Genomic DNA, 18,521 nt, shown 5'->3' with positions numbered 1-18,521 from the left:
CCGCCCAGGCAACTCCGGCAGCGCCCGAAGCGCCGGAGTTCGCCCCGCTGAACATCGGGCCGATGCAGGTGTGGCCTCCGGTGGTGCTGGCTCCGATGGCCGGCATCACCAATGCCCCGTTCCGCACCCTGTGCCGGGAGCAGAGCGGCGGCCGCGGCCTGTACGTCTCGGAGATGATCACGACCCGGGCCCTGGTCGAGCGCAATGCCAAGACCATGCAGTTGATCAAGTTCGACCCGAGTGAGAAGCCCCGCTCGATCCAGCTGTACGGCGTGGACCCGGAGACCGTCGGCAAGGCGGCGCGGATGATCTCCGAGGAGGGCCTCGCCGATCACATCGACCTCAACTTCGGCTGCCCCGTCCCGAAGGTGACCCGCAAGGGCGGCGGCTCCGCGCTGCCGTACAAGCGCAACCTGCTGCGGGACATCCTGCGTCAGGCGGTCGGCAACGCGGGCGACCTCCCGGTCACCATGAAGATGCGCAAGGGCATCGATGACGACCACCTCACCTATCTCGACGCCGGCCGGATCGGTGCCGAGGAGGGCGTGGCCGCGATCGCCCTGCACGGCCGCACCGCCGCCCAGCACTACGGCGGCACCGCCGACTGGTCGGCCATCGCCCGGCTGCGCGAGTCCGTACCGACCGACATCCCGGTGCTCGGCAACGGCGACATCTGGTCCGCCGACGACGCCGTGCGGATGATGCGCGAGACCGGCTGCGACGGCGTGGTGGTCGGCCGTGGCTGCCTCGGTCGGCCGTGGCTGTTCAAGGACCTGGTCTCGATCTTCGAGGGCGACGTCGATTACGCCCGACCCACCTTCGCGTACGTGGCCCGTGCCATGGTTCGGCACGCCCAGCTGCTGGGGGAGTGGCTCGGGGACGAGGCCCGCGGCGTCATCGACTTCCGCAAGCACGTTGCCTGGTACACCAAGGGTTTCTCGGTCGGCTCCGAGCTGCGGGTGAAGCTCGCCAATTCCAGCTCGCTCACCGAACTCGCCGAAACCCTGGCTCTGGTCGACCAGGAACAGAGCTGGCCGATCGGCGCCGATGGTCCGCGCGGTCGAACCAGCGGCAACAACCGGGTGGTCCTGCCCGAGGGGTGGTTGGACGATCCGTACGAGTGCGCCCGACTCGGCGAAGATGCCGAATCGGATACCTCTGGCGGATGATCTGTACTGTTCGGCAGAAATGGTCACCTCTATCGGCTGGCCGAACTGGCCCAGCCGAGTTGTCCAAGATGGACAGTAGGGCTCCTCAAAGGCGAAATTCGGCGACGCGGAGTGATCGAATGCTCGACGGAAAGCGACGCCTGGCGTAGAGAGCCTGGGCTCGACAGCTGAGATGCGCCCGTGACGCTGGCCACATATCGTGGCGGGTGACGACCAGTCAGCGGACTTCGCCAAGGTGTACAAGTCCGGATCGCTTCCCGAACGGGCTCCGGGTGGATGGCTGCGGCTGGTTGCAGGAAATCAAGCCGGGGAAACGCGATGGGATCGATGCCGTCACTGTATGTCCGGTTGGTATGAGCTTCGCGTGGTGATGCCTTCACTTCTTGAAGGCTCACTAACGTCACCCGGACGATTTCAGCAACGCAGGCAAACGTCCATTCAGGCATTCGATCTGCTGGTCAACGGCCTGCTTCGCAGCTCGTACGACCTATTCGCTCCCCTAAGCAGCCTTCGAAATGGGTATGTTCTCCGGCGTCAGGGCAACCGTGTGCGAGGAGAACGACCCGTGGCGGCGCAGCAGAAGTTTGTTTACTCCTTCACCGAAGGAAACAAGGACCTCAAGGATCTTCTCGGCGGGAAGGGTGCGAACCTCGCCGAGATGACCAACCTGGGCCTCCCCGTCCCTCCGGGGTTCACCATCACCACTGACGCCTGCAAGGTGTTCCTCGAGACCGGCAGCGAGCCGGCCTCGCTGAACGAGGAGATCACCGGCCACCTGGTCGCCCTCGAGGGCCAGATGGGCAAGCAGCTCGGCCAGGCGGACAACCCGCTGCTGGTCTCGGTGCGGTCCGGAGCCAAGTTCTCCATGCCCGGCATGATGGACACCGTCCTGAACATCGGCCTCTCCGATGCCTCGGTGACCGGGCTCGCCGCCCAGTCCGGCAACGAGCGCTTCGCCTGGGACTCCTACCGCCGCCTGGTCCAGATGTTCGGCAAGACCGTGCTGGGCGTCGACGGCGAGCTGTTCGAAGAGGCGCTGGACGAGGCCAAGCACGCCAAGGGCACCGTCAACGACCTGGACCTCACCGCCGAGGATCTCAAGACCCTGGTCGAGACCTTCAAGGCGATCGTCCTCCGGGAGACCGGCCGCGAGTTCCCGCAGGAGCCGCGCGAGCAGCTGGACCTGGCGATCCACGCGGTCTTCCACTCCTGGAACGGCGACCGGGCCCGCCTGTACCGCCGCCAGGAGCGCATTCCGAACGACCTGGGCACCGCCGTCAACGTCTGCACCATGGTCTTCGGCAACCTCGGCGAGGACTCCGGCACCGGTGTCGCCTTCACCCGCGACCCCTCCACCGGTACCCAGGGCGTCTACGGCGACTACCTGCAGAACGCCCAGGGCGAGGACGTGGTGGCGGGCATCCGCAACACCCTCCAGCTGGCCGACCTCGAACAGCTCGACAAGAAGTCGTACGACGAGCTGATGTCCATCATGCAGACCCTGGAGAACCACTACCGGGACCTGTGCGACATCGAGTTCACCATCGAACGCGGCAAGCTCTGGATGCTGCAGACCCGCGTCGGCAAGCGCACCGCCGCCGCCGCGTTCCGGATCGCCGTCCAGCTGGTCGACCAGGGCCTGATCGACCTGGACGAGGCGCTGCACCGGGTCACCGGCGGCCAGCTCGCCCAGCTGATGTTCCCGCGCTTCGCCCCCACCGCCGAGACCCGGCCGGTCGCCTACGGCATCGCGGCCTCGCCCGGCGCCGCGGTCGGCAAGGTGGTCTTCGACTCGTACACCGCGGTGAAGTGGTCGCGTTCCGGCGAGAAGGTCATCCTGGTCCGCCGCGAGACCAACCCGGACGACCTGGAAGGCATGATCGCCGCCGAGGGCATCCTCACCTCGCGCGGCGGCAAGACCTCGCACGCGGCCGTGGTCGCCCGCGGCATGGGCAAGACCTGTGTCTGCGGCGCCGAGGAGCTGGAGGTCGACACCAAGAACCGCAAGTTCACCACCTCCGACGGCCAGGTCGTCCAGGAGGGCGACCTGGTGTCCATCGACGGTGCCAACGGCAAGGTGTACCTGGGCGAGGTCCCGGTGCTGCCGTCCCCGGTGGTCGAGTACTTCGAGGGCACCCTGCACGCCGGCGCCGACGTTCAGGGCGGGCTGGTCCAGGCCGTGCACCGGCTGATGTCGCACGCCGACGGCCGCCGTCGCCTCGCGGTCCGCGCCAACGCCGACAACGCCGAGGACGCGAACCGCGCCCGCCGGTACGGTGCCCAGGGCATCGGCCTGTGCCGCACCGAGCACATGTTCCTCGGCGAGGAGCGCCGCAAGGAGGTCGAGCGCCTGATCCTGGCGGACAACGACAAGGACCGCGAGGCCGCGCTGTCCAGCCTGCTGCCGCTGCAGAAGGGCGACTTCCTGGAGCTCTTCCAGTCGATGGACGGGCTTCCGGTGACGGTCCGCCTGCTCGACCCGCCGCTGCACGAGTTCCTGCCCGACTTCACCGAGCTGTCGGTACGCGTCGCCCTCGCCGAGGCCCGCAAGGACCCGAACGAGAACGACCTGCGTCTGCTCCAGGCCGTCCACCGCCTGCACGAGGCCAACCCGATGCTGGGCCTGCGCGGCGTCCGTCTCGGCCTGGTCATCCCCGGCCTGTTCGGGATGCAGGTCCGGGCGATCGCCGAGGCTGCGGCCGAGCGCAAGCTGGCCGGCGGCGACCCGCGCCCCGAGGTGATGATCCCGCTGGTCGGCACCGTCCAGGAGCTGGAGCTGGTTCGCGACGAGTGCGAGCGGGTGCTCGCCGAGGTCGCCGCCTCCACCGGCGTCAACCTCGACATCAAGCTCGGCACCATGATCGAGCTGCCGCGCGCCGCCGTGACGGCCGGGCAGATCGCCGAGGCCGCCGACTTCTTCTCCTTCGGCACCAACGACCTGACCCAGACCGTGTGGGGCTTCTCCCGCGACGACGTCGAGGCCTCCTTCTTCACCGCCTACCTGGAGAAGGGCATCTTCGGAGTCAGCCCGTTCGAGACCATCGACCGCGACGGCGTCGGCTCGCTGGTCCGGAGCGCCGCGCAGGCCGGCCGGGCCACCCGTCCCGACCTCAAGCTCGGCGTCTGCGGCGAGCACGGCGGCGACCCCGACTCGGTCCACTTCTTCCACGAGGTGGGGCTGGACTACGTGTCCTGCTCCCCCTTCCGGATCCCGGTGGCGCGCCTGGAGGCAGGCCGCGCCGCCATTGAGACGGCGGGAAGCGACTCGCGCTGACACGAAGCAGCGCGGATCACTGACCGCACCCCTCCGTAGAAAGAGGGGCGTACGGCGGAGCTCGGCGCAGGAGAGCCGCCGTACGGAGCAGCCGGGGCGGGAACGGACAATGGCGTCCGTTCCCGCCCCGGCGGCGTTTTCCCGGTTCGATCGACCGCACGCGCCGAGCAGGCCGACTCCGGCGTTCTGCGGCCCACCGCTGCGGACGCGAACCTCGCCCGGCACGTACGCGCTTGCGCCGTCCGAGTGAGCCGGTACGGCAAGCTGGAGGCCATGACCAGCCGCAATCGCCTGATCAGCCTCGCCGTCCTGATCGTCGCCGGCCTCGTTGCCGCAGTGACCGCCCTGCTGAACGGCGGGGGAGACCCGGGCAGCCCGGGCGCCGCCAAGTCGCCGTCCGCGCCCGCCGCCACGGCCTCCCGGAACGGCACCACGAGCGCCCCCAAGCCGTCCGCCCCGGCGAAGTCACCTGCCGACCTGCCCACCTGGGTGCCCACAAGTACCGCGCTGGCCGACGTCTGCCGCAGCAAGCTGCCCTCGCAGGCCACCGACACCCTCGGGCTGATCGCCAAGGGCGGACCCTACCCGTACCGCTCGGACGGCATCGTCTTCGAGAACCGGGAGAGCCGCCTGCCGCGCCAGAACAACGGCTACTACCACGAGTTCACCGTGGTCACCCCGGGTTCGGACGACCGCGGAACCCGGCGGGTGGTGACCGGAAGCGCCGGTGAGCAGTACTGGACGGCCGACCACTACGCCTCCTTCCAGGAGATCGACTCGCGCTGCTGACACGGTTGCTGACGACCCGCCGGTAAATTACTTTCCATCACGGAAAGTATGTGCCAGGGTGGCAGTACTTGATCCGGCAGCAGGCCGGATCCGATGTCACGCTGCCCGGGGGTTCGATGACCGAGGACAAGCAGTTCACACACGGAGAGCTCGAAGGGCTGCCGCCCGGAGACACCCTCACGCCTGCCGAGGCCCTCGTCCTTGCCGGGCGGGCCGAGGCTGCCGCGCGACGGCCGCTGCCGCTGCCCTGGTGGTACGGGCCAGGCGTGGGGCTCTCGTTCGCTGCCTACGGGGCGGCGTTGGGGAGGTCCTTCGAGCAGCAGGCGCAGTGGCTGATACTGCTGTGCCCGCTCGGGCTGGTGCTGGTGCAGGCCGCGATAGTGCGGGCGGCCACCCGTGCTCGTGGCGTCGCTGGGCTCGTCGAACGCGGGCTCCCGCCGCACGCCCTTCGGGCGCTCGGCGCGGTCGTCGTGGCGGCGGCACTGTCCGGCCTCGTCGGCTGGCTGGCCACCGGAGACTCGGGCTGGACCGGGGCGGCCGCCGGTGCGGGCGGCGGGCTGACACTGTGGGCCGGCATCGCTCTGATCAACCGTCACGTCAAGGAGCAGAGCATGAGCAGCGCGCAGTGAACGGGCTCGACCCAGCCCTCCATCAGCCGACCAAGCTCACCGTCCTGGCCTTCCTCAGCGGGTGCCAGGAGGCGGAGTTCTCCGTGGTCCGCGACTACTGCCAGGTCTCGGACTCGGTGCTCAGCAAAACCGCGGCGAGCCTGGAATCGACCGGCTATCTGCGGGCCCGCAAGGGCTACGTGGGCAAGCGACCGCGCACCTGGCTCTCCGCGACCCGGCAGGGCCGGGCCGTGCTGGCCGCCCACCTTGCCGCACTCCAGCAGTTGGCCGCCGCCGCCGAGGCGGCCGGCTCGGAGTCCGACACCGAGGGCGGCTTGAGCGAGGGCTGAGACGACGGGCGGGTCAGGCCTGGTGAAGTGTCGGAAGGATCACACCCAGGAGCGGAGGTGGAGCCAACGCACGTGAGGCCCACGCTCCTTGACAACTGGACAGAGCGTCGAAGCCCCCATCGCGGCAGAAAACCGTGCGGGGTGGGTGTACGGGGGCCGACCCCGCCGTACCCCCACCCCGGGACGGGCCGGCTCCCGCCGGAGCGGGAGCCGGAAGGCCGTCTCAGGCGGCCGGGAGCAGCGAGCTCACAGGCTCGCCGGCCAGGGGGCCGCCGTGTCTAAGGCACTCCTGGTTGAGCGGCGCCGGATCCGGCGCACTGGGCGAGGTCGCCGCGGCAATCCGCAGCTCGATGATGTCGCGGACGGCCGGCCACTCCTCGTCCAGGATCGAGTAGAACGCGGTCGACCTGACCACGCCGTCCAGACCGCGCGAGTGCGCCCGGCGGATCCCCTCGGAGGTGGCCCCCAGCCGCTCGATGGCGATCCGGGAGCGGGCGTTGCGGGCATCGGCACGCAGCGAGATCCGCTGCACGCCCCAGACCTCGAAGGCATGCCGCAGCATCAGCAGCTTCGCCTCCGTATTGATGCCGGTGCCCTGCGCCCGCGGGGACAGCCAGGTGTTCCCGATCTCCGCGGCGTCCGGCACCGCCTCCAGCGGATCGCCGTACGGGATTCCGGGTACGGGCGGCCAGATCAGCGGCCCCTGCCAGTAGTCCAGTTCCAGGAATCGGGTCGAGCCCACGACCCGATTGTCGGCCGTACTCACGGTGGCGTACGGCATCGACCGGCCCGCCGCCTGGTCGGCGAGGGCGCGCGCGATGTACTCCCGGGCGGCTTCCAAGCCGTGCGGGACAGGGGTGAAGGCGTAGGTCGTACGGTCCTCAGCGCCGGCCTCGGCCAGGGCCGCGGCGTGGTGCTCGGCGAGGGGCTCCAGCCGCACGGTGCGGCCGTAGAGGGTGACGGGTACGGGCACGGATCCTTCGGTCCTTCGGCTGTCGTCGGGGCCCGCGTGCCGGGTTCGCGGCGCGTGGGCAGTGGTCGTTCGCCCCGGCCCCGGACAGCGGCCGCCCGGGTGCGCTACGCCAGAGGCTCGGGCGTGCGGCGGGTCGGCAGCCCGGAGGCGGGCAGCGCGGTGCCGGTACGGACACGGGTCGACGGACCGATCCGGCGGGATGAGCGACGGGACAGTGTGCGTCCGCGAGATGGCCGAGAGAGAAACGAGATCACGAAGCGAAGCAGGCGGCCAGGTGAAGGCAAGGTGCGCAATGGATGGCTGGCAGCGCAACGGACCGGGGCGTGGCCCACGACGTGACAGACGGCGTGGCGCGACGACGCGACGATGCGAGGCAGCGAGAGGACGATACCCGCCAGAAGGCGGTGCGTCACTTCGCGGCGCGCCAACGAGGGCGCGCGGGTCCTTTCGGCACGCCGAGACGCCCCGTCATATTACCGCTCGGCCCGCTCGCCACGTCCATGACCAGCGGCTTTGCCGGGAGGTGAGAGGATTCCCGAGACGGGGTGAAGACTCGCGCGTGGACGGGAATTCCGGCGGGCCGTCGCACGCTGGACAGATCAGATCCGAAAACATTCCGAGACGACGAGACGGAACGGGGCTGGGTGCGCTGTGCGTGATCCCAAGGAGCTGTACGAGCTGGAACCGCAGGGCGTGACCGCCCTGGCGGCGGCCCGCGCCGCCGCGGAGGCCGGTACCGGCCTGGTGCTGCTGTACCACTTCGAGGGCTTCATGGACGCCGGCGAGGCCGGAGGCCAGGTGGTGGCGCACCTGCTGGAACATGGTTCGCCGCAGGTGGTCGCCAGGTTCGACCACGACCGGCTGGTCGACTACCGGGCCCGTCGCCCCGCAATGACCTTCGACCAGGAGAGCTGGACGGACTACGACCCGCCGGAGATTCTCCTCCAGTTGGTGCGCGACTCCGTCGGCGCGCCGTTCCTGGTGCTCACCGGCCCGGAGCCGGACACCGAGTGGGAACTGTTCGCCGCCGCCGTACGGGATTTGGTGGAGCGGTTCGAGATCCGCCTGGCTGTCTCCTTCCACGGCATCCCGATGGGTGTGCCGCACACCCGGCCGGTCAGCCTCACCCCGCACGGCAACCGCGTCGACCTGGCGGCCGGCCACCCCAAGTGGTTCGACCAGGCGCAGGTCCCGGGCAGCGCACAGGCGTTGGTCGAGTACCGGCTCGCCGAGTCCGGCCACGACGTGCTCGGGTTCGCCGCGCACGTCCCCCACTACATCGCCCGCTCCGCCTACCCGGCCGCCGCAGTGGTGATCCTGGAGGCCGTGCAGTCCGCGACCGGCCTGGTCATGCCCGGCAGTGAACTGCGCGCGCGGGTCAACGAGGTCTACGCCGAGATCGAGGACCAACTCTCCCAGGGCGACGGCGAGCTGCGCTCCGCGATCCAGGGCATGGAGAGCCAGTACGACGCGGTCTCCGGCGCGGTCGATCGCGAGAGCCTGCTGGCCGAGACCACCGACCTGCCCTCGGCCGACGAGCTCGGCCGCCGCTTCGAGGAGTTCCTCGCCGAGCACGAGCGCGGCGCGGAGTAGGTGCGCCGCCGCCTACTGGCCGCCACCACGGCGGTGCTGATCAGCACCGCAGCGTGCAGTGCCGCCGAGACCTCCCCAAAACCCGGCCTCGGCCGGGCAGCGTCCCCCAGCCCTTCCGCCGAGCCCATCACCGGGCCGTACGTGGCACTCGGGGATTCCTACACCTCCGGCCTGCGAATCCCCCCGCAGGGCGGCTCGCCGCTGGGCTGCGGCCGGTCCGGCGTCAACTACCCCTCCCTGGTGGCCCGGCAGCTCGGCCTGCCGGACTTCACGGACGTCAGCTGCAGCGGCGCACGGACCGGAGACCTGACGGCCGCCCAGAAGACCGACAACGGGGTCAACCCGCCACAGCTGGACGCTCTCGGCCCGACGACCCGCCTGGTCACGCTCGGCGTGGGCGGGAACGATGCCGGATTCCTCGACGTCCTGGGCCGCTGCGCACTGGAGAACGTCCGGCACAGCCTGATCGGCGGCGGTAGCGACGCCCCCTGCCGCAGCTACTACACCACCGGCGGCGGGCGCGGCGAGGTCCAGCGGAAGGTACAGGACACCGGCGAGCGGCTCACGACCGCCCTCGGCGAGGTCAAGCGGCGGGCGCCGCAGGCCAAGGTCCTCCTGATCGGCTATCCGGCGCTGCTGCCGCAGGACCCGGCCCGGTGCGCCAAGACCCTGGGGGACGGGATCGCGGCCGCCGACATCGGATTCGTCACCGAGCAGGAGCAGCAGCTGAATGCCATGCTCCGCCAACGGGCCGAGGCGGCCGGAGTGACCTTCGTCGACACCTATGCCTCGTCCACCGGCCACGACATGTGCGAGGCGGAGGGCACCCGCTGGATCGAACCCCTAGGTGCGGCGGGCGGTCTGGCCCCGATCCATCCGAACGCGCAGGGCCAACAGGGCATGGCTGATGCCGTCCTGACGTCTCTGCAGCAGCGGCACTGACCAGTTGCTCGGCGGACCGACCGGGCGCGCGTTTCGTGCACGCGCCCACTGCTCACCGAATCGTGAGGCGGCCCGAAGGTCCCATAGCAGGTCACAGGCCTGAGTGGGGGCAGGATCGCCGATCCCGCAGGTGATTCCCGAAGAACTCGGTACGACGGGGTGTCGGAATGCGTACCCTGCACGCAGAGGGACGGATTCGAAGATCCGCTCCGAGTCCGGCCGGGGAGCTGGCATGGCAGTTGACGTGCGGGTGAGGGGACGTGCCGCCCACTCCGCGGTGCTGCGCGAACTGCTCCTGCTCTGGGAGGCGGCCCGCCGGGCCGGAGGTCGGACGATCACTCAGAAACACCTGGCCCGGCTGGGCGGGATCGGCCCGTCCACCCTCAACGGGTGGCTGTCCGGGCGTTCCGTGCCCCGCGAGATCGACCGGCTGACCATCGTGGCAGGGGAGTTGGCCCGTGCCGCCGGCCGCCCGGTACGGCAGGCCCGCTACTGGGCCGCCCTGCGGGACGCCGACCGGGCCCAGCACAGTTCGGGCGCGATGAGGCCGGGCCAATCCGGGCGGAAGGCGGCACCGGACGCCCGGTCGGCGGCCGACGGCCATCCCGAGGCACCCGCAGCCCGCGCCGGAATCTTTGCGGCGACCGGGAGAACGGACCAGGCGATCGCCTGGTGGGAACGCGCGTGGGAACAGGGGGTCACCACGGTGCACGAGGCAGCAGACGTATGGGAGACGGCGGGCCGGATCAACGAGGCGGCCGCCTGCTACGAACGGGCCGCGTCCGACGGCGACGAGACGGCCCGGCACGAGACCGCAGCGCTGTTCGCCGGACACGGTCAGTACAGCGTTCTGCCCTGGTACGCGAACATCGGCGACCATCAGGCGCTGCGCGAGCGCGGCGAACAGTGCGAGCGGGAGGGTGACCTGGCCGGGGCGCTGAACTGGTACCGCCAGTCTGCCGAGGCAGGTAGCGAGGCGGCACTGTTCCAGGCGGCCGACATGCTGGAACGGAACGGCGACCGGGACCGGGCGGTGCACTGGTACGAGCTCGCCGCCAAGCGGGGCGACACCTACGCGATGCGTGAACTCGGCCGACTGCTGGGTGAACTCGGCCGGTGGCAGGGGTCCGTCAGCTGGTACCGCGCCGCCGCCAGGGCGGGCGACAGGCGGGTACTGCCCGAGGCGGTCCGCGTGGTGGAGCAGCTCGACCGACGGTCGGCCACGGCCTCCGACCGGCCTCGTTCCCACCCCCGCACCCACCCGCTCCCCGCTCCGGCCGAAGACGCCGAGGCGAGCGCCGCGCGGTTGCTCGATGCGGTGGAACTGTTGAAGGACGGCGGCCGGTACTTCGAAGCGAACCTGCTGCAGAGCTTGGCGGAGCGATCCGTACAGGCCAGGTTGCGTGAGGCGTCCCGGATGCTGTCCGGCTCCGTGAATACGGACGCGGCCATCGAGTGGGTGCAGAGGTTCGCCGACGCCGGAGACCGGCAGGCCGTCTCGGAAGCGGCCGAGATGCTGGAGTACCGGGGCCGGATCGAGGAGGCACTCGACTGGTACGCGAGGGCCGCCGACGTAGGCGACCGGGACGCCCTGCTGGCGGCCGCCCGCATGCTGGCCGATCGCCGTCAGACCGAGCGCGCCCTGGAGTGGTACCGGCGGGCCGAGGAGGCGGGGGTGCCGTTGGCACACGGTGAGGCGATGATGCTGCGCCAGCAGGAGGACGGGGCCGAAGGGGAAGCCGCCCGGCGGTGCAGCGGGCGGAACCCGCAGGCGCTGCCCGCCACGCCCGCCGGGCCCGCCACGCCCGCCACGCCCGCCGGGCCTGCCGTGCCGGCGGTGCCCATCCAGCGGGGGCAGCTTCCGGGGGAGACCGGCAGCCCCCGTCCCGAGGTCGCGCCGGTCGCGCCCACGGCACCCGCGCCGACCACCCGCCGCGCGCGTATCCCCCGTCAACCGACCGCTTCCGGTCGGGCAAAGAACTGACCAGCTGCCACCGTCGATCCGTCAGGTCGCTGCGAGGAGATGCGGGGAGGTGAGGGAAGGTCAGCCCGCGCAGGCGGGTGTTGCGGGCCGGTCGGCGGTGTCCAGCGGTCGGCGCTCGGTGGGCAGTTCGCGGACGCGGCGCATCGGGGAGCACCAGAGGATCAGCGCTGCCAGCGGTACGCCGATGGTCATCAGCCACATCGCGGGGCGCACGCCCAGCTGGGTGCCGAGGAAGCCGGCCAGTACGGCGCCGAGCGGGATGGAGCCGAAGTTGAGCACCGCGCTGCTGGCGGAGAGCCGACCGAGCAGTTCCGGCGGGCAGTAGCGCTGCTGGAAGGTCGACTTGATGACGTTGCCCGCGACGACGCCTGCGGAGGCGCCGAAGCCGCCGATCAGGTACCAGCCCAGTCCGAGGCCCCGACCGGTGAGCGGGATGAGGACGGTCAGGGCGGGCAGGACGAGTTCGAGTATCAGCATGGCGCGGGAGGTGCCGAGCCGGGCGGCGACCCGGCGGGCGAAGGCCGCACCGACGATGCCGCCGGTGGAGGCCAGACCGACCAGCAGGCCGACGGTGCCCTCGGCGATGCCGACCTCGCGGATCAGGAAGACCACCAGCAGGGACTGGTAGCCCGTCAGCACCAGGTTGGAGGTGGCGCCGAACAGGGCGAAGGTACGGAACCAGACGTCGGAGCCGAGGAGCCGCAGTCCTTCGCCGATCTCCTTGCGCAGCGCCCGGCGCGGCCGGTCGGCGCGACCGGTCTCGCGGTGGCCGATCCGGGCGGTGCACCAGAGCGAGAGCAGGAACGTCGCGGTGTTGGCGAGCAGTCCGTTGACCGGTCCGGCGAGCTGGGCGATCAGGCCGCCGCTGCCGAGTCCGGCGATGCCCGCCGCGGAGGCGCTGCCGTGCAGTTTGGCGTTGCCCTCGGGCTGGTCCGCAGGGTCGAGCAGCTGCGGCAGGTACGCGGTGTACGCGGTTTGGAAGAACACCCCGGCGGCCCCGGCGAGCAGCGCCACGGCCAGCAGGTGCCACAGGGTGAGCGCCCCGGCGACGGCGGCCAGCGGGACGGTGGCGTACAGGACCAGCGAGACGGCGGTCGCGGTGAGCATGATCGGGCGGGCGCGCAGCCGGTCCACCCACACCCCGGCGGGCAGGCCGATCAGCAACCAGGGCAGCCAGCCCGCCGCGCCGAGCAGGCCGACCTGGAAGGTGCTGGCGTGCAGGGTGCTGACCGCGATCAGCGGCAGGGCCAGGCCGGTGACGGCGGAGCCGTACTTGTTGGCGGTCTCGCCGATCCACAGCAGCCGGAAGTCGCGGTGGCGCCGCAGCAGCCCGACGCGGCGGCGGTCGGTCGGGTCGGCTAAGGCGGACCCCGGGCGACAGGACCCGGCAGCGACCGGCTCCGCGACCGGCTCGGCTGGGTGGGACTCGGTGGAGGCGGTCGAGGTCATGGCCGGTCGGGTTCCTTTCGGGGCAGTACCTGGATCTGGACGATGGCCGGTCGCGCCTCGGGGTCGAGGGCGGCGTCCCGGTCGGGGGTGTGACGGGCGACGACGGCGGCCAGTTCGTCGCCGAGGGCCTGAAGCTGGGCGGGCGTCAGGCGGAGATTGCTCCAGTCGCTCACGAGGCCCGCGTTGCGCCAGTCGCCCTCCCACTCGGCGGCCAGCGAGTCCGCGACCCGCTGGTACTGACGGCGCAGGTTCTCCGCCTGGTAGACGGAGACCGCCGCCTTGGCGCCGGGGTCCTGCTCGAAGTCGGTGGCAGTCAGCGTGATCGCGCCGCGCACGGCGCGCCACCAGCGCTCCCGCTTGGTGCCGCGGCCGGTCTCCTCCTCGATGAACCCGTGTTCCGCGAGGTGCCGCAGGTGCCAGCTGATGGTGCCGGTGGACTCGCCGGTGCGCTCGGCGAGCCGCGCGGACGTCGAGGGGCCGTGCAACCGGAGCTCGTCCAGCAACTGCATCCGCAGCGGATGGGCCAGTCCGCGCAGGCTGTTGGCGTCGAGTCGGCGTCGCGGGGGCTCGTCCTTCGGCGCGGGGGTGGCGGGGTGTTTTTCGGGGCGGTGCTCGTTCATGACGGCAACACTAGAGTGCAGAGACTTCTCTGCATAGACCCCTTTGCAGAGAAGTCTCTGCAATTTGCCTTGGCGGCGCCCGGTGTTCGCGCGGCGCCGGTCCGAATGTCCGTCACCCGGCGTACGGTGACTGACATATGAAGACCACCACTCCGTACGATCCGCAGTCCGAGGCCCGCTGGGTGCCCGAGCCCGACAAGCGGCCCGGCCGCACAGCCTTCCAGCGTGACCGCGCCCGGGTGCTGCACTCGGCCGCGCTGCGCCGCCTGGCCGGGACGACCCAGGTGGTCGCGCCGATGCGCAGCGACTTCCCGCGTACCCGGCTCACCCACTCGCTGGAGTGCGCGCAGGTCGGCCGGGAGCTGGGCGCGGCGCTCGGCTGCGATCCGGATCTGGTGGAGACCGCCTGCCTGGCCCACGACATCGGCCACCCGCCGTTCGGCCACACCGGCGAGGAGGCGCTCGACCAGGCCGCCGCGGCCTGCGGGGGGTTCGAGGGCAACGCCCAGTCGCTGCGCATCCTGACCAGGCTGGAGCCCAAGCGCTTCGCCCCGCTCGACGAGCCCGAGGTCCGGCTCTCCCCGTGGCCCGGGCGCAGCGTCGGCCTCAACCTGACCCGGGCCGCGCTGGACGCCGCCACCAAGTACCCGTGGGCGCGCGGCGGCCACCCCACAGACCGCGCCTCCACCAAGTACGGCGTGTACGGCGACGACCTGCCGGTCTTCCGCTGGATGCGCACCGGCGCGCCGGACGGCCGCCGGTGCTTCGAGGCCACCGTGATGGACTGGTCCGACGACGTCGCGTACTCCACCCACGACGTGGAGGACGGCCTGCAGGCCGGCCACATCGACCCGGCGGCACTGCGCGCCCCGCAGGAGCGGGCCGAGCTGTTCAAGGCCGCCGAGCGGTTCGCTCCGCAGACCGGGCCGGAGGAGTTCGGCGCGGCCCTCGACCGCCTGCAGTCCGAGGACTGGTGGCCCACCTCGTACGACGGCACCGCCCGCGCCCGGGCCGGCCTCAAGGACCTCACCAGCCAGCTGATCGGCCGGTTCTGCCTGGCCGCCGAGCAGGCCACCCGGGCCCGCTACGGCCCCGGCCCGCTCACCCGGTACGCCGCCGAGCTGGTCGTCCCGCGCGAGATCCGGTTGGAGTGCGCGGTACTCAAGGCGGTCGCCGTCCGGTACGTGATGCAGCGCGACGAGCAGGCCCAGCTGCGCTCCCGCCAGCGCGTGGTGATCGCCGAACTCGCCGACGCCCTGCTGCGCACCGCCCCGGACGGGCTGGACCCGGTGTTCGCCGCCCAGTACACGGAGGCCGAGGACGACCGCGCCGCGCTGCGCACCGTGATCGACCAGATCGCCACCCTGACCGACGCGTCCGCCTTGGCCCTGCACGCCAAGCTGACCGGCTGAGCCCGGCCCCGAACGAGCGCTTCGGACGACCGCTTCGGGCGGCCGGTTCGTCCGAGCGCTCCCGTAGACTTTCCCAGTGGCCGGGAGGATCAGGGACGAGGATGTGCAGGCGGTGCGTGCCGCCCTGCCGATCGACGCCGTGGTCGGCGACTACGTGCAGTTGGCCAACGGCGGCGGCGCCCAGCTGAAGGGCGTGTGCCCGTTCCACGACGAGAAGTCCGCGTCGTTCTACGTGCACCCGGGCAAGGGTGTCTTCCACTGCTTCGGCTGCGGTGAGTCCGGCGACACGATCACCTTCCTGATGAAGATCGAGCACTGCTCGTTCGCGGAGGCGGTCGAGCGGATGGCCGCCCAGGCGGGCATCACCCTGCGCTACGAGGAGGGTGGCTACAGCCCCCGACACCAGCAGGGCGAGCGGACCAGGCTGATCGAGGCGCACAAGGTCGCCGCCGCCTGGTTCCAGGAGCAGCTGGCCACCCCCGAGGCGGAGATCGGCCGTCGTTTCCTCGCCGAGCGCGGCTTCGACGAGGCCGCCGCCAAGCACTTCGGGGTGGGCTACGCCCCGGTCGGCTGGGAGCACCTGGTGCGGTTCCTGCGCGGCCGCGGCTTCACCGACAAGGAGATCTCGGTCGGCGGCCTGGCCTCGCAGGGGCAGCGCGGCGGCCTGATCGACCGCTTCCGGGGCCGCCTGGTCTGGCCGATCAGGGACAGCTCGGGCGACGTGGTCGGCTTCGGCGCCCGCCGGCTGCGCGAGGACGACAACGGTCCGAAGTACCTGAACACCCCCGAGACGCCGATCTACAAGAAGTCGAACGTCCTGTACGGCATCGACCTGGCCCGCAAGGAGATCGCCAAGTCCGGCCGGGCGGTGGTGGTCGAGGGCTACACCGATGTGATGGCCTGTCACCTGGCGGGCGTCACCACGGCGGTGGCCACCTGCGGCACCGCGTTCGGCGAGGACCACATCAAGATCATCCGTCGGCTGCTGATGGACACCTCCACCTACCGCGGTGAGACGGTCTTCACCTTCGACGGTGATGCCGCCGGGCAGAAGGCCGCCCTGCGCGCCTTCGAGGACGACCAGAAGTTCGCCGCCCGCACCTCCATCGCCATCACCCCGGGCGGAATGGACCCGTGCGAGCTGCGCCTCGCCCAGGGCGACGAGGCGGTCCGCAGCCTGGTCGAGAACCCCGTCCCGCTGTTCGAGTTCGCGCTCCGCTCGGCGGTCGCCCGGCACCGGGTGGACACCGCGGAGGGCCGCGCCGCCGCGCTCGAAGAGGCCGCCGGCATCATCGTCAAGATCAAGGACCGCTCGATCCAGCACGAGTACGCCGTCCAGCTGGCCGGCATGGTCGGCATCCTGGACGAGCAGTTCGTGGTCCGCCGGATCTCCCAACTCGCCCGCTGGCAGCGGGAGAACCAGCAGAACGGCCAGCGCCGGCCGCTGCACCGCCCCGAGCCCACCGGACAGCAGCCGACCCGTCCGGAGCGCCCGGTGTTCCGGCTCAACCCGCGCGACCCGGCGCAGTTCGTCGAGCGCGAGCTGCTCAAACTCGCCCTCCAGCACCCCGACCTGGTCAGCCCGGCCTTCGACCAGTACGGCGAGGACGAGTTCCCCACCCCGCCGTACCGGGCCGTCCGGCGCGCCATCGGCCAGGCCGGCGGCGCCGCGTACGGCGCAAGCCTGCCGGACTTCACCGCCACCGTTCGCGAGGCCAGCCCGGACGACCAGGTCCGCGGCCTGGTCACCGAACTGACCGTGGAGCCGATCCGCTCCCGCCGCAAGGCCGACGAGGTGTATGCGGGGGAGTTCCTGGTCAAGCTCCGCCTGCAGGCCGTGGACCGGCGGGTCGACGAGGTGCGCGCCCACCTGCGGCGGCTGGGCGACCGTGCCACCGCCGAGGAACTGCACCCGGTGCAGAGCGAGTTGTGGGCGCTGCAGCAGTACGGCCAGCAGCTGCGTTCCCGCGGCGCCGCCGCCCTCTGACCGCCACCTTCTGGCCGTCGCCCGACCACCCGGGACCCCTCTCACCCCCGCCCGCCCGGGGGCATCGGTGCGTGCGCCGGGTGCCGTTCGCCCGGCTCGCGGCCGCCCGCAGGTGCCCGGGCCCGCCGGGCTGGGTATCCCCTCCGGTGTGGCGCGGCACCCCCAGGCCGCGCGCGGCCCCTGGAGGGATGCCCGTGGAGCTCTCAGTCGCCCGCCCGCACCGGACCGCCCCCGCCCGGGACACCGCGATCCCACGCCGGCCCGGCCCGGCCGGCCCGCAACTCCCCACCAGCGAGCCACAGCCCGGGCCGACGAATTCCGGAGCCGAGACCGAGCCCGTCCCCGGGGCCGAAAGCGCCCGTGAGACCGAGGCCGCGCAGGAGCCCGACACCGAGCCCACCGCCGAGGACCTCGCCGACGAGCCCCCGGAAGCCGCCCTGGACGAGGGCGCCGGCCCGGCCGCCGACCTGCTGCGGCAGTACCTGCGCGAGATCGGCCGGATCCGGCTGCTGACGGCCGCCGAGGAGGTCGAGCTGGCCTGCCAGATCGAGGCCGGACTGTTCGCCGAGGAGGCGCTCGACCGCACCACCCCGGGCGGGGACGAGCGGCTCACCGACGACCTGGACCGGCTGGTCGTGCTCGGCCGGATCGCCAAGCGCCGCCTGATCGAGGCCAACCTGCGGCTGGTGGTCTCGGTCGCCAAGCGCTACGTCGGCCGCGGCCTGACCCTGCTCGACCTGGTCCAGGAGGGCAACCTCGGGCTGATCCGGGCGGTGGAGAAGTTCGACTACGCCCGCGGCTACAAGTTCTCCACCTACGCGACCTGGTGGATACGTCAGGCGATGAGCCGCGCCCTCGCCGACCAGGCCCGCACCATCCGGGTGCCGGTGCACGTGGTCGAGCTGATCAACCGGGTGCTGCGGGTGCAGCGCGCCTTGCTGCAGGAGCGGGGCGTGGAGCCGACCGCCGCCGAGGTCGGGCTGGTGCTCCAACTGCCGCCGGAGCGGGTCCGGGAGATCCTCAAGCTGGCCCAGGAACCGGTCTCGCTGCACACCCCGGTCGGCGAGGAGGACGACGTGGCCCTCGGCGACCTGATCGAGGACGCCGACGCCGCCTCGCCGCCGGAGAGCGCGGCCTTCCTGCTGCTGCGCGAGCACCTGGAGGCGGTGCTGGCCATCCTCGGCGAACGCGAACGCCAGGTGGTCCAGCTCCGCTACGGCCTCGACGACGGCCGCCCCCGCACCCTGGAGGAGATCGGCCACCTGTTCGGCGTGACCAGGGAGCGGATCCGGCAGATCGAGGCGAAGACCCTCCGCAAACTTCGCGAGCACGCCTCCGCCGACCAGCTCCGCGGCTACCTGGACTGACCGG

General features: G+C 71.6%; 14 protein-coding genes. 11 read left to right on the top strand and 3 right to left on the bottom strand.

Annotated features, from left to right (window positions below):
* Positions 1 to 62 precede the first annotated feature (62 nt).
* From dusB to ACFV18_RS15225, 5 genes are all read left to right on the top strand, one after another.
* Entirely contained in the window at positions 63 to 1,169 is a 1,107-nt protein-coding gene (dusB, locus tag ACFV18_RS15245; protein ID WP_380483463.1) for a tRNA dihydrouridine synthase DusB, read from the top strand.
* A 565-nt stretch (positions 1,170 to 1,734) separates the two neighbouring features.
* Complete coding sequence (ppdK, locus tag ACFV18_RS15240; protein WP_380483231.1) at positions 1,735 to 4,443, top strand: pyruvate, phosphate dikinase; 2,709 nt, start codon at positions 1,735 to 1,737, stop codon at positions 4,441 to 4,443.
* 273 nt (positions 4,444 to 4,716) lie between these two features.
* On the top strand, positions 4,717 to 5,232 hold the full coding sequence (locus ACFV18_RS15235) for a ribonuclease (protein ID WP_380483230.1): 516 nt from the start codon (positions 4,717 to 4,719) through the stop codon (positions 5,230 to 5,232).
* A 68-nt stretch (positions 5,233 to 5,300) separates the two neighbouring features.
* Positions 5,301 to 5,861 (top strand): hypothetical protein, encoded by a 561-nt coding sequence (locus ACFV18_RS15230; protein ID WP_380483228.1) that lies wholly within the window; start codon positions 5,301 to 5,303, stop codon positions 5,859 to 5,861.
* The gene (locus tag ACFV18_RS15225) at positions 5,858 to 6,190 is read left to right on the top strand and encodes a transcriptional regulator (protein WP_380483226.1); all 333 of its coding nucleotides are present in this window, start codon (positions 5,858 to 5,860) and stop codon (positions 6,188 to 6,190) included. The genes ACFV18_RS15230 and ACFV18_RS15225 overlap by 4 nt, the downstream gene beginning before the upstream one ends.
* A gap of 223 nt (positions 6,191 to 6,413) precedes the next feature.
* Here ACFV18_RS15225 and ACFV18_RS15220 read toward each other — a convergent pair whose 3' ends face one another.
* Positions 6,414 to 7,163 (bottom strand): GNAT family N-acetyltransferase, encoded by a 750-nt coding sequence (locus ACFV18_RS15220; protein WP_380483224.1) that lies wholly within the window; start codon positions 7,161 to 7,163, stop codon positions 6,414 to 6,416.
* 651 nt (positions 7,164 to 7,814) lie between these two features.
* Between ACFV18_RS15220 and ACFV18_RS15215 the strand changes: the two genes are divergently transcribed.
* The 3 genes from ACFV18_RS15215 (at position 7,815) to ACFV18_RS15205 (ending at position 11,682) form a co-directional block, all read left to right on the top strand.
* Entirely contained in the window at positions 7,815 to 8,756 is a 942-nt protein-coding gene (locus tag ACFV18_RS15215; protein ID WP_380483223.1) for a PAC2 family protein, read from the top strand.
* A gap of 141 nt (positions 8,757 to 8,897) precedes the next feature.
* Positions 8,898 to 9,698, top strand: a complete 801-nt coding sequence (locus ACFV18_RS15210; RefSeq protein WP_380483221.1) for an SGNH/GDSL hydrolase family protein — start codon at positions 8,898 to 8,900, stop codon at positions 9,696 to 9,698.
* 232 nt (positions 9,699 to 9,930) lie between these two features.
* Entirely contained in the window at positions 9,931 to 11,682 is a 1,752-nt protein-coding gene (locus ACFV18_RS15205; protein WP_380483219.1) for a hypothetical protein, read from the top strand.
* Between the two features lie 60 nt (positions 11,683 to 11,742).
* Here the strand turns inward: ACFV18_RS15205 and ACFV18_RS15200 are convergent, their stop codons facing one another.
* Positions 11,743 to 13,131, bottom strand: coding sequence for an MFS transporter (locus ACFV18_RS15200; protein WP_380483217.1), 1,389 nt, complete (start codon positions 13,129 to 13,131; stop codon positions 11,743 to 11,745).
* Positions 13,128 to 13,751, bottom strand: a complete 624-nt coding sequence (locus ACFV18_RS15195) for a helix-turn-helix domain-containing protein (protein WP_380483215.1) — start codon at positions 13,749 to 13,751, stop codon at positions 13,128 to 13,130. The genes ACFV18_RS15200 and ACFV18_RS15195 overlap by 4 nt, the downstream gene beginning before the upstream one ends.
* Before the next feature lie 137 nt (positions 13,752 to 13,888).
* Between ACFV18_RS15195 and ACFV18_RS15190 the strand changes: the two genes are divergently transcribed.
* The 3 genes from ACFV18_RS15190 to ACFV18_RS15180 all read left to right on the top strand — a co-directional run bounded on the left by ACFV18_RS15190 (position 13,889) and on the right by ACFV18_RS15180 (position 18,517).
* Positions 13,889 to 15,163, top strand: a complete 1,275-nt coding sequence (locus ACFV18_RS15190; RefSeq protein ID WP_380483214.1) for a deoxyguanosinetriphosphate triphosphohydrolase — start codon at positions 13,889 to 13,891, stop codon at positions 15,161 to 15,163.
* Positions 15,164 to 15,239: 76 nt separating this feature from the next.
* Positions 15,240 to 17,150, top strand: a complete 1,911-nt coding sequence (gene dnaG, locus ACFV18_RS15185) for a DNA primase (protein ID WP_380483213.1) — start codon at positions 15,240 to 15,242, stop codon at positions 17,148 to 17,150.
* A 188-nt stretch (positions 17,151 to 17,338) separates the two neighbouring features.
* Positions 17,339 to 18,517 (top strand): sigma-70 family RNA polymerase sigma factor, encoded by a 1,179-nt coding sequence (locus ACFV18_RS15180; RefSeq protein WP_380483212.1) that lies wholly within the window; start codon positions 17,339 to 17,341, stop codon positions 18,515 to 18,517.
* Positions 18,518 to 18,521 lie beyond the last annotated feature (4 nt).

This window comes from Kitasatospora sp. NPDC059673 (assembly GCF_042734215.1).
Lineage (GTDB): Bacteria > Actinomycetota > Actinomycetes > Streptomycetales > Streptomycetaceae > Kitasatospora.
The sequence above is the reverse complement of the archived record's forward strand: the minus strand, read 5'-3'. Positions and strand labels throughout refer to the sequence as shown.

What these genes read in the sequence shown, in the direction of transcription:
- dusB (WP_380483463.1), top strand. Translation starts at nt 63, where the DNA reads ATGCAGGTGTGGCCTCCGGTGGTGCTGGCTCCGATGGCCGGCATCACC.
- ACFV18_RS15235 (WP_380483230.1), top strand. Translation starts at nt 4,717, where the DNA reads ATGACCAGCCGCAATCGCCTGATCAGCCTCGCCGTCCTGATCGTCGCC.
- ACFV18_RS15205 (WP_380483219.1), top strand. Translation starts at nt 9,931, where the DNA reads ATGGCAGTTGACGTGCGGGTGAGGGGACGTGCCGCCCACTCCGCGGTG.
- ACFV18_RS15200 (WP_380483217.1), bottom strand. Translation starts at nt 13,131, where the DNA reads ATGACCTCGACCGCCTCCACCGAGTCCCACCCAGCCGAGCCGGTCGCG.
- ACFV18_RS15195 (WP_380483215.1), bottom strand. Translation starts at nt 13,751, where the DNA reads ATGAACGAGCACCGCCCCGAAAAACACCCCGCCACCCCCGCGCCGAAG.
- ACFV18_RS15190 (WP_380483214.1), top strand. Translation starts at nt 13,889, where the DNA reads ATGAAGACCACCACTCCGTACGATCCGCAGTCCGAGGCCCGCTGGGTG.
- ACFV18_RS15180 (WP_380483212.1), top strand. Translation starts at nt 17,339, where the DNA reads ATGCCCGTGGAGCTCTCAGTCGCCCGCCCGCACCGGACCGCCCCCGCC.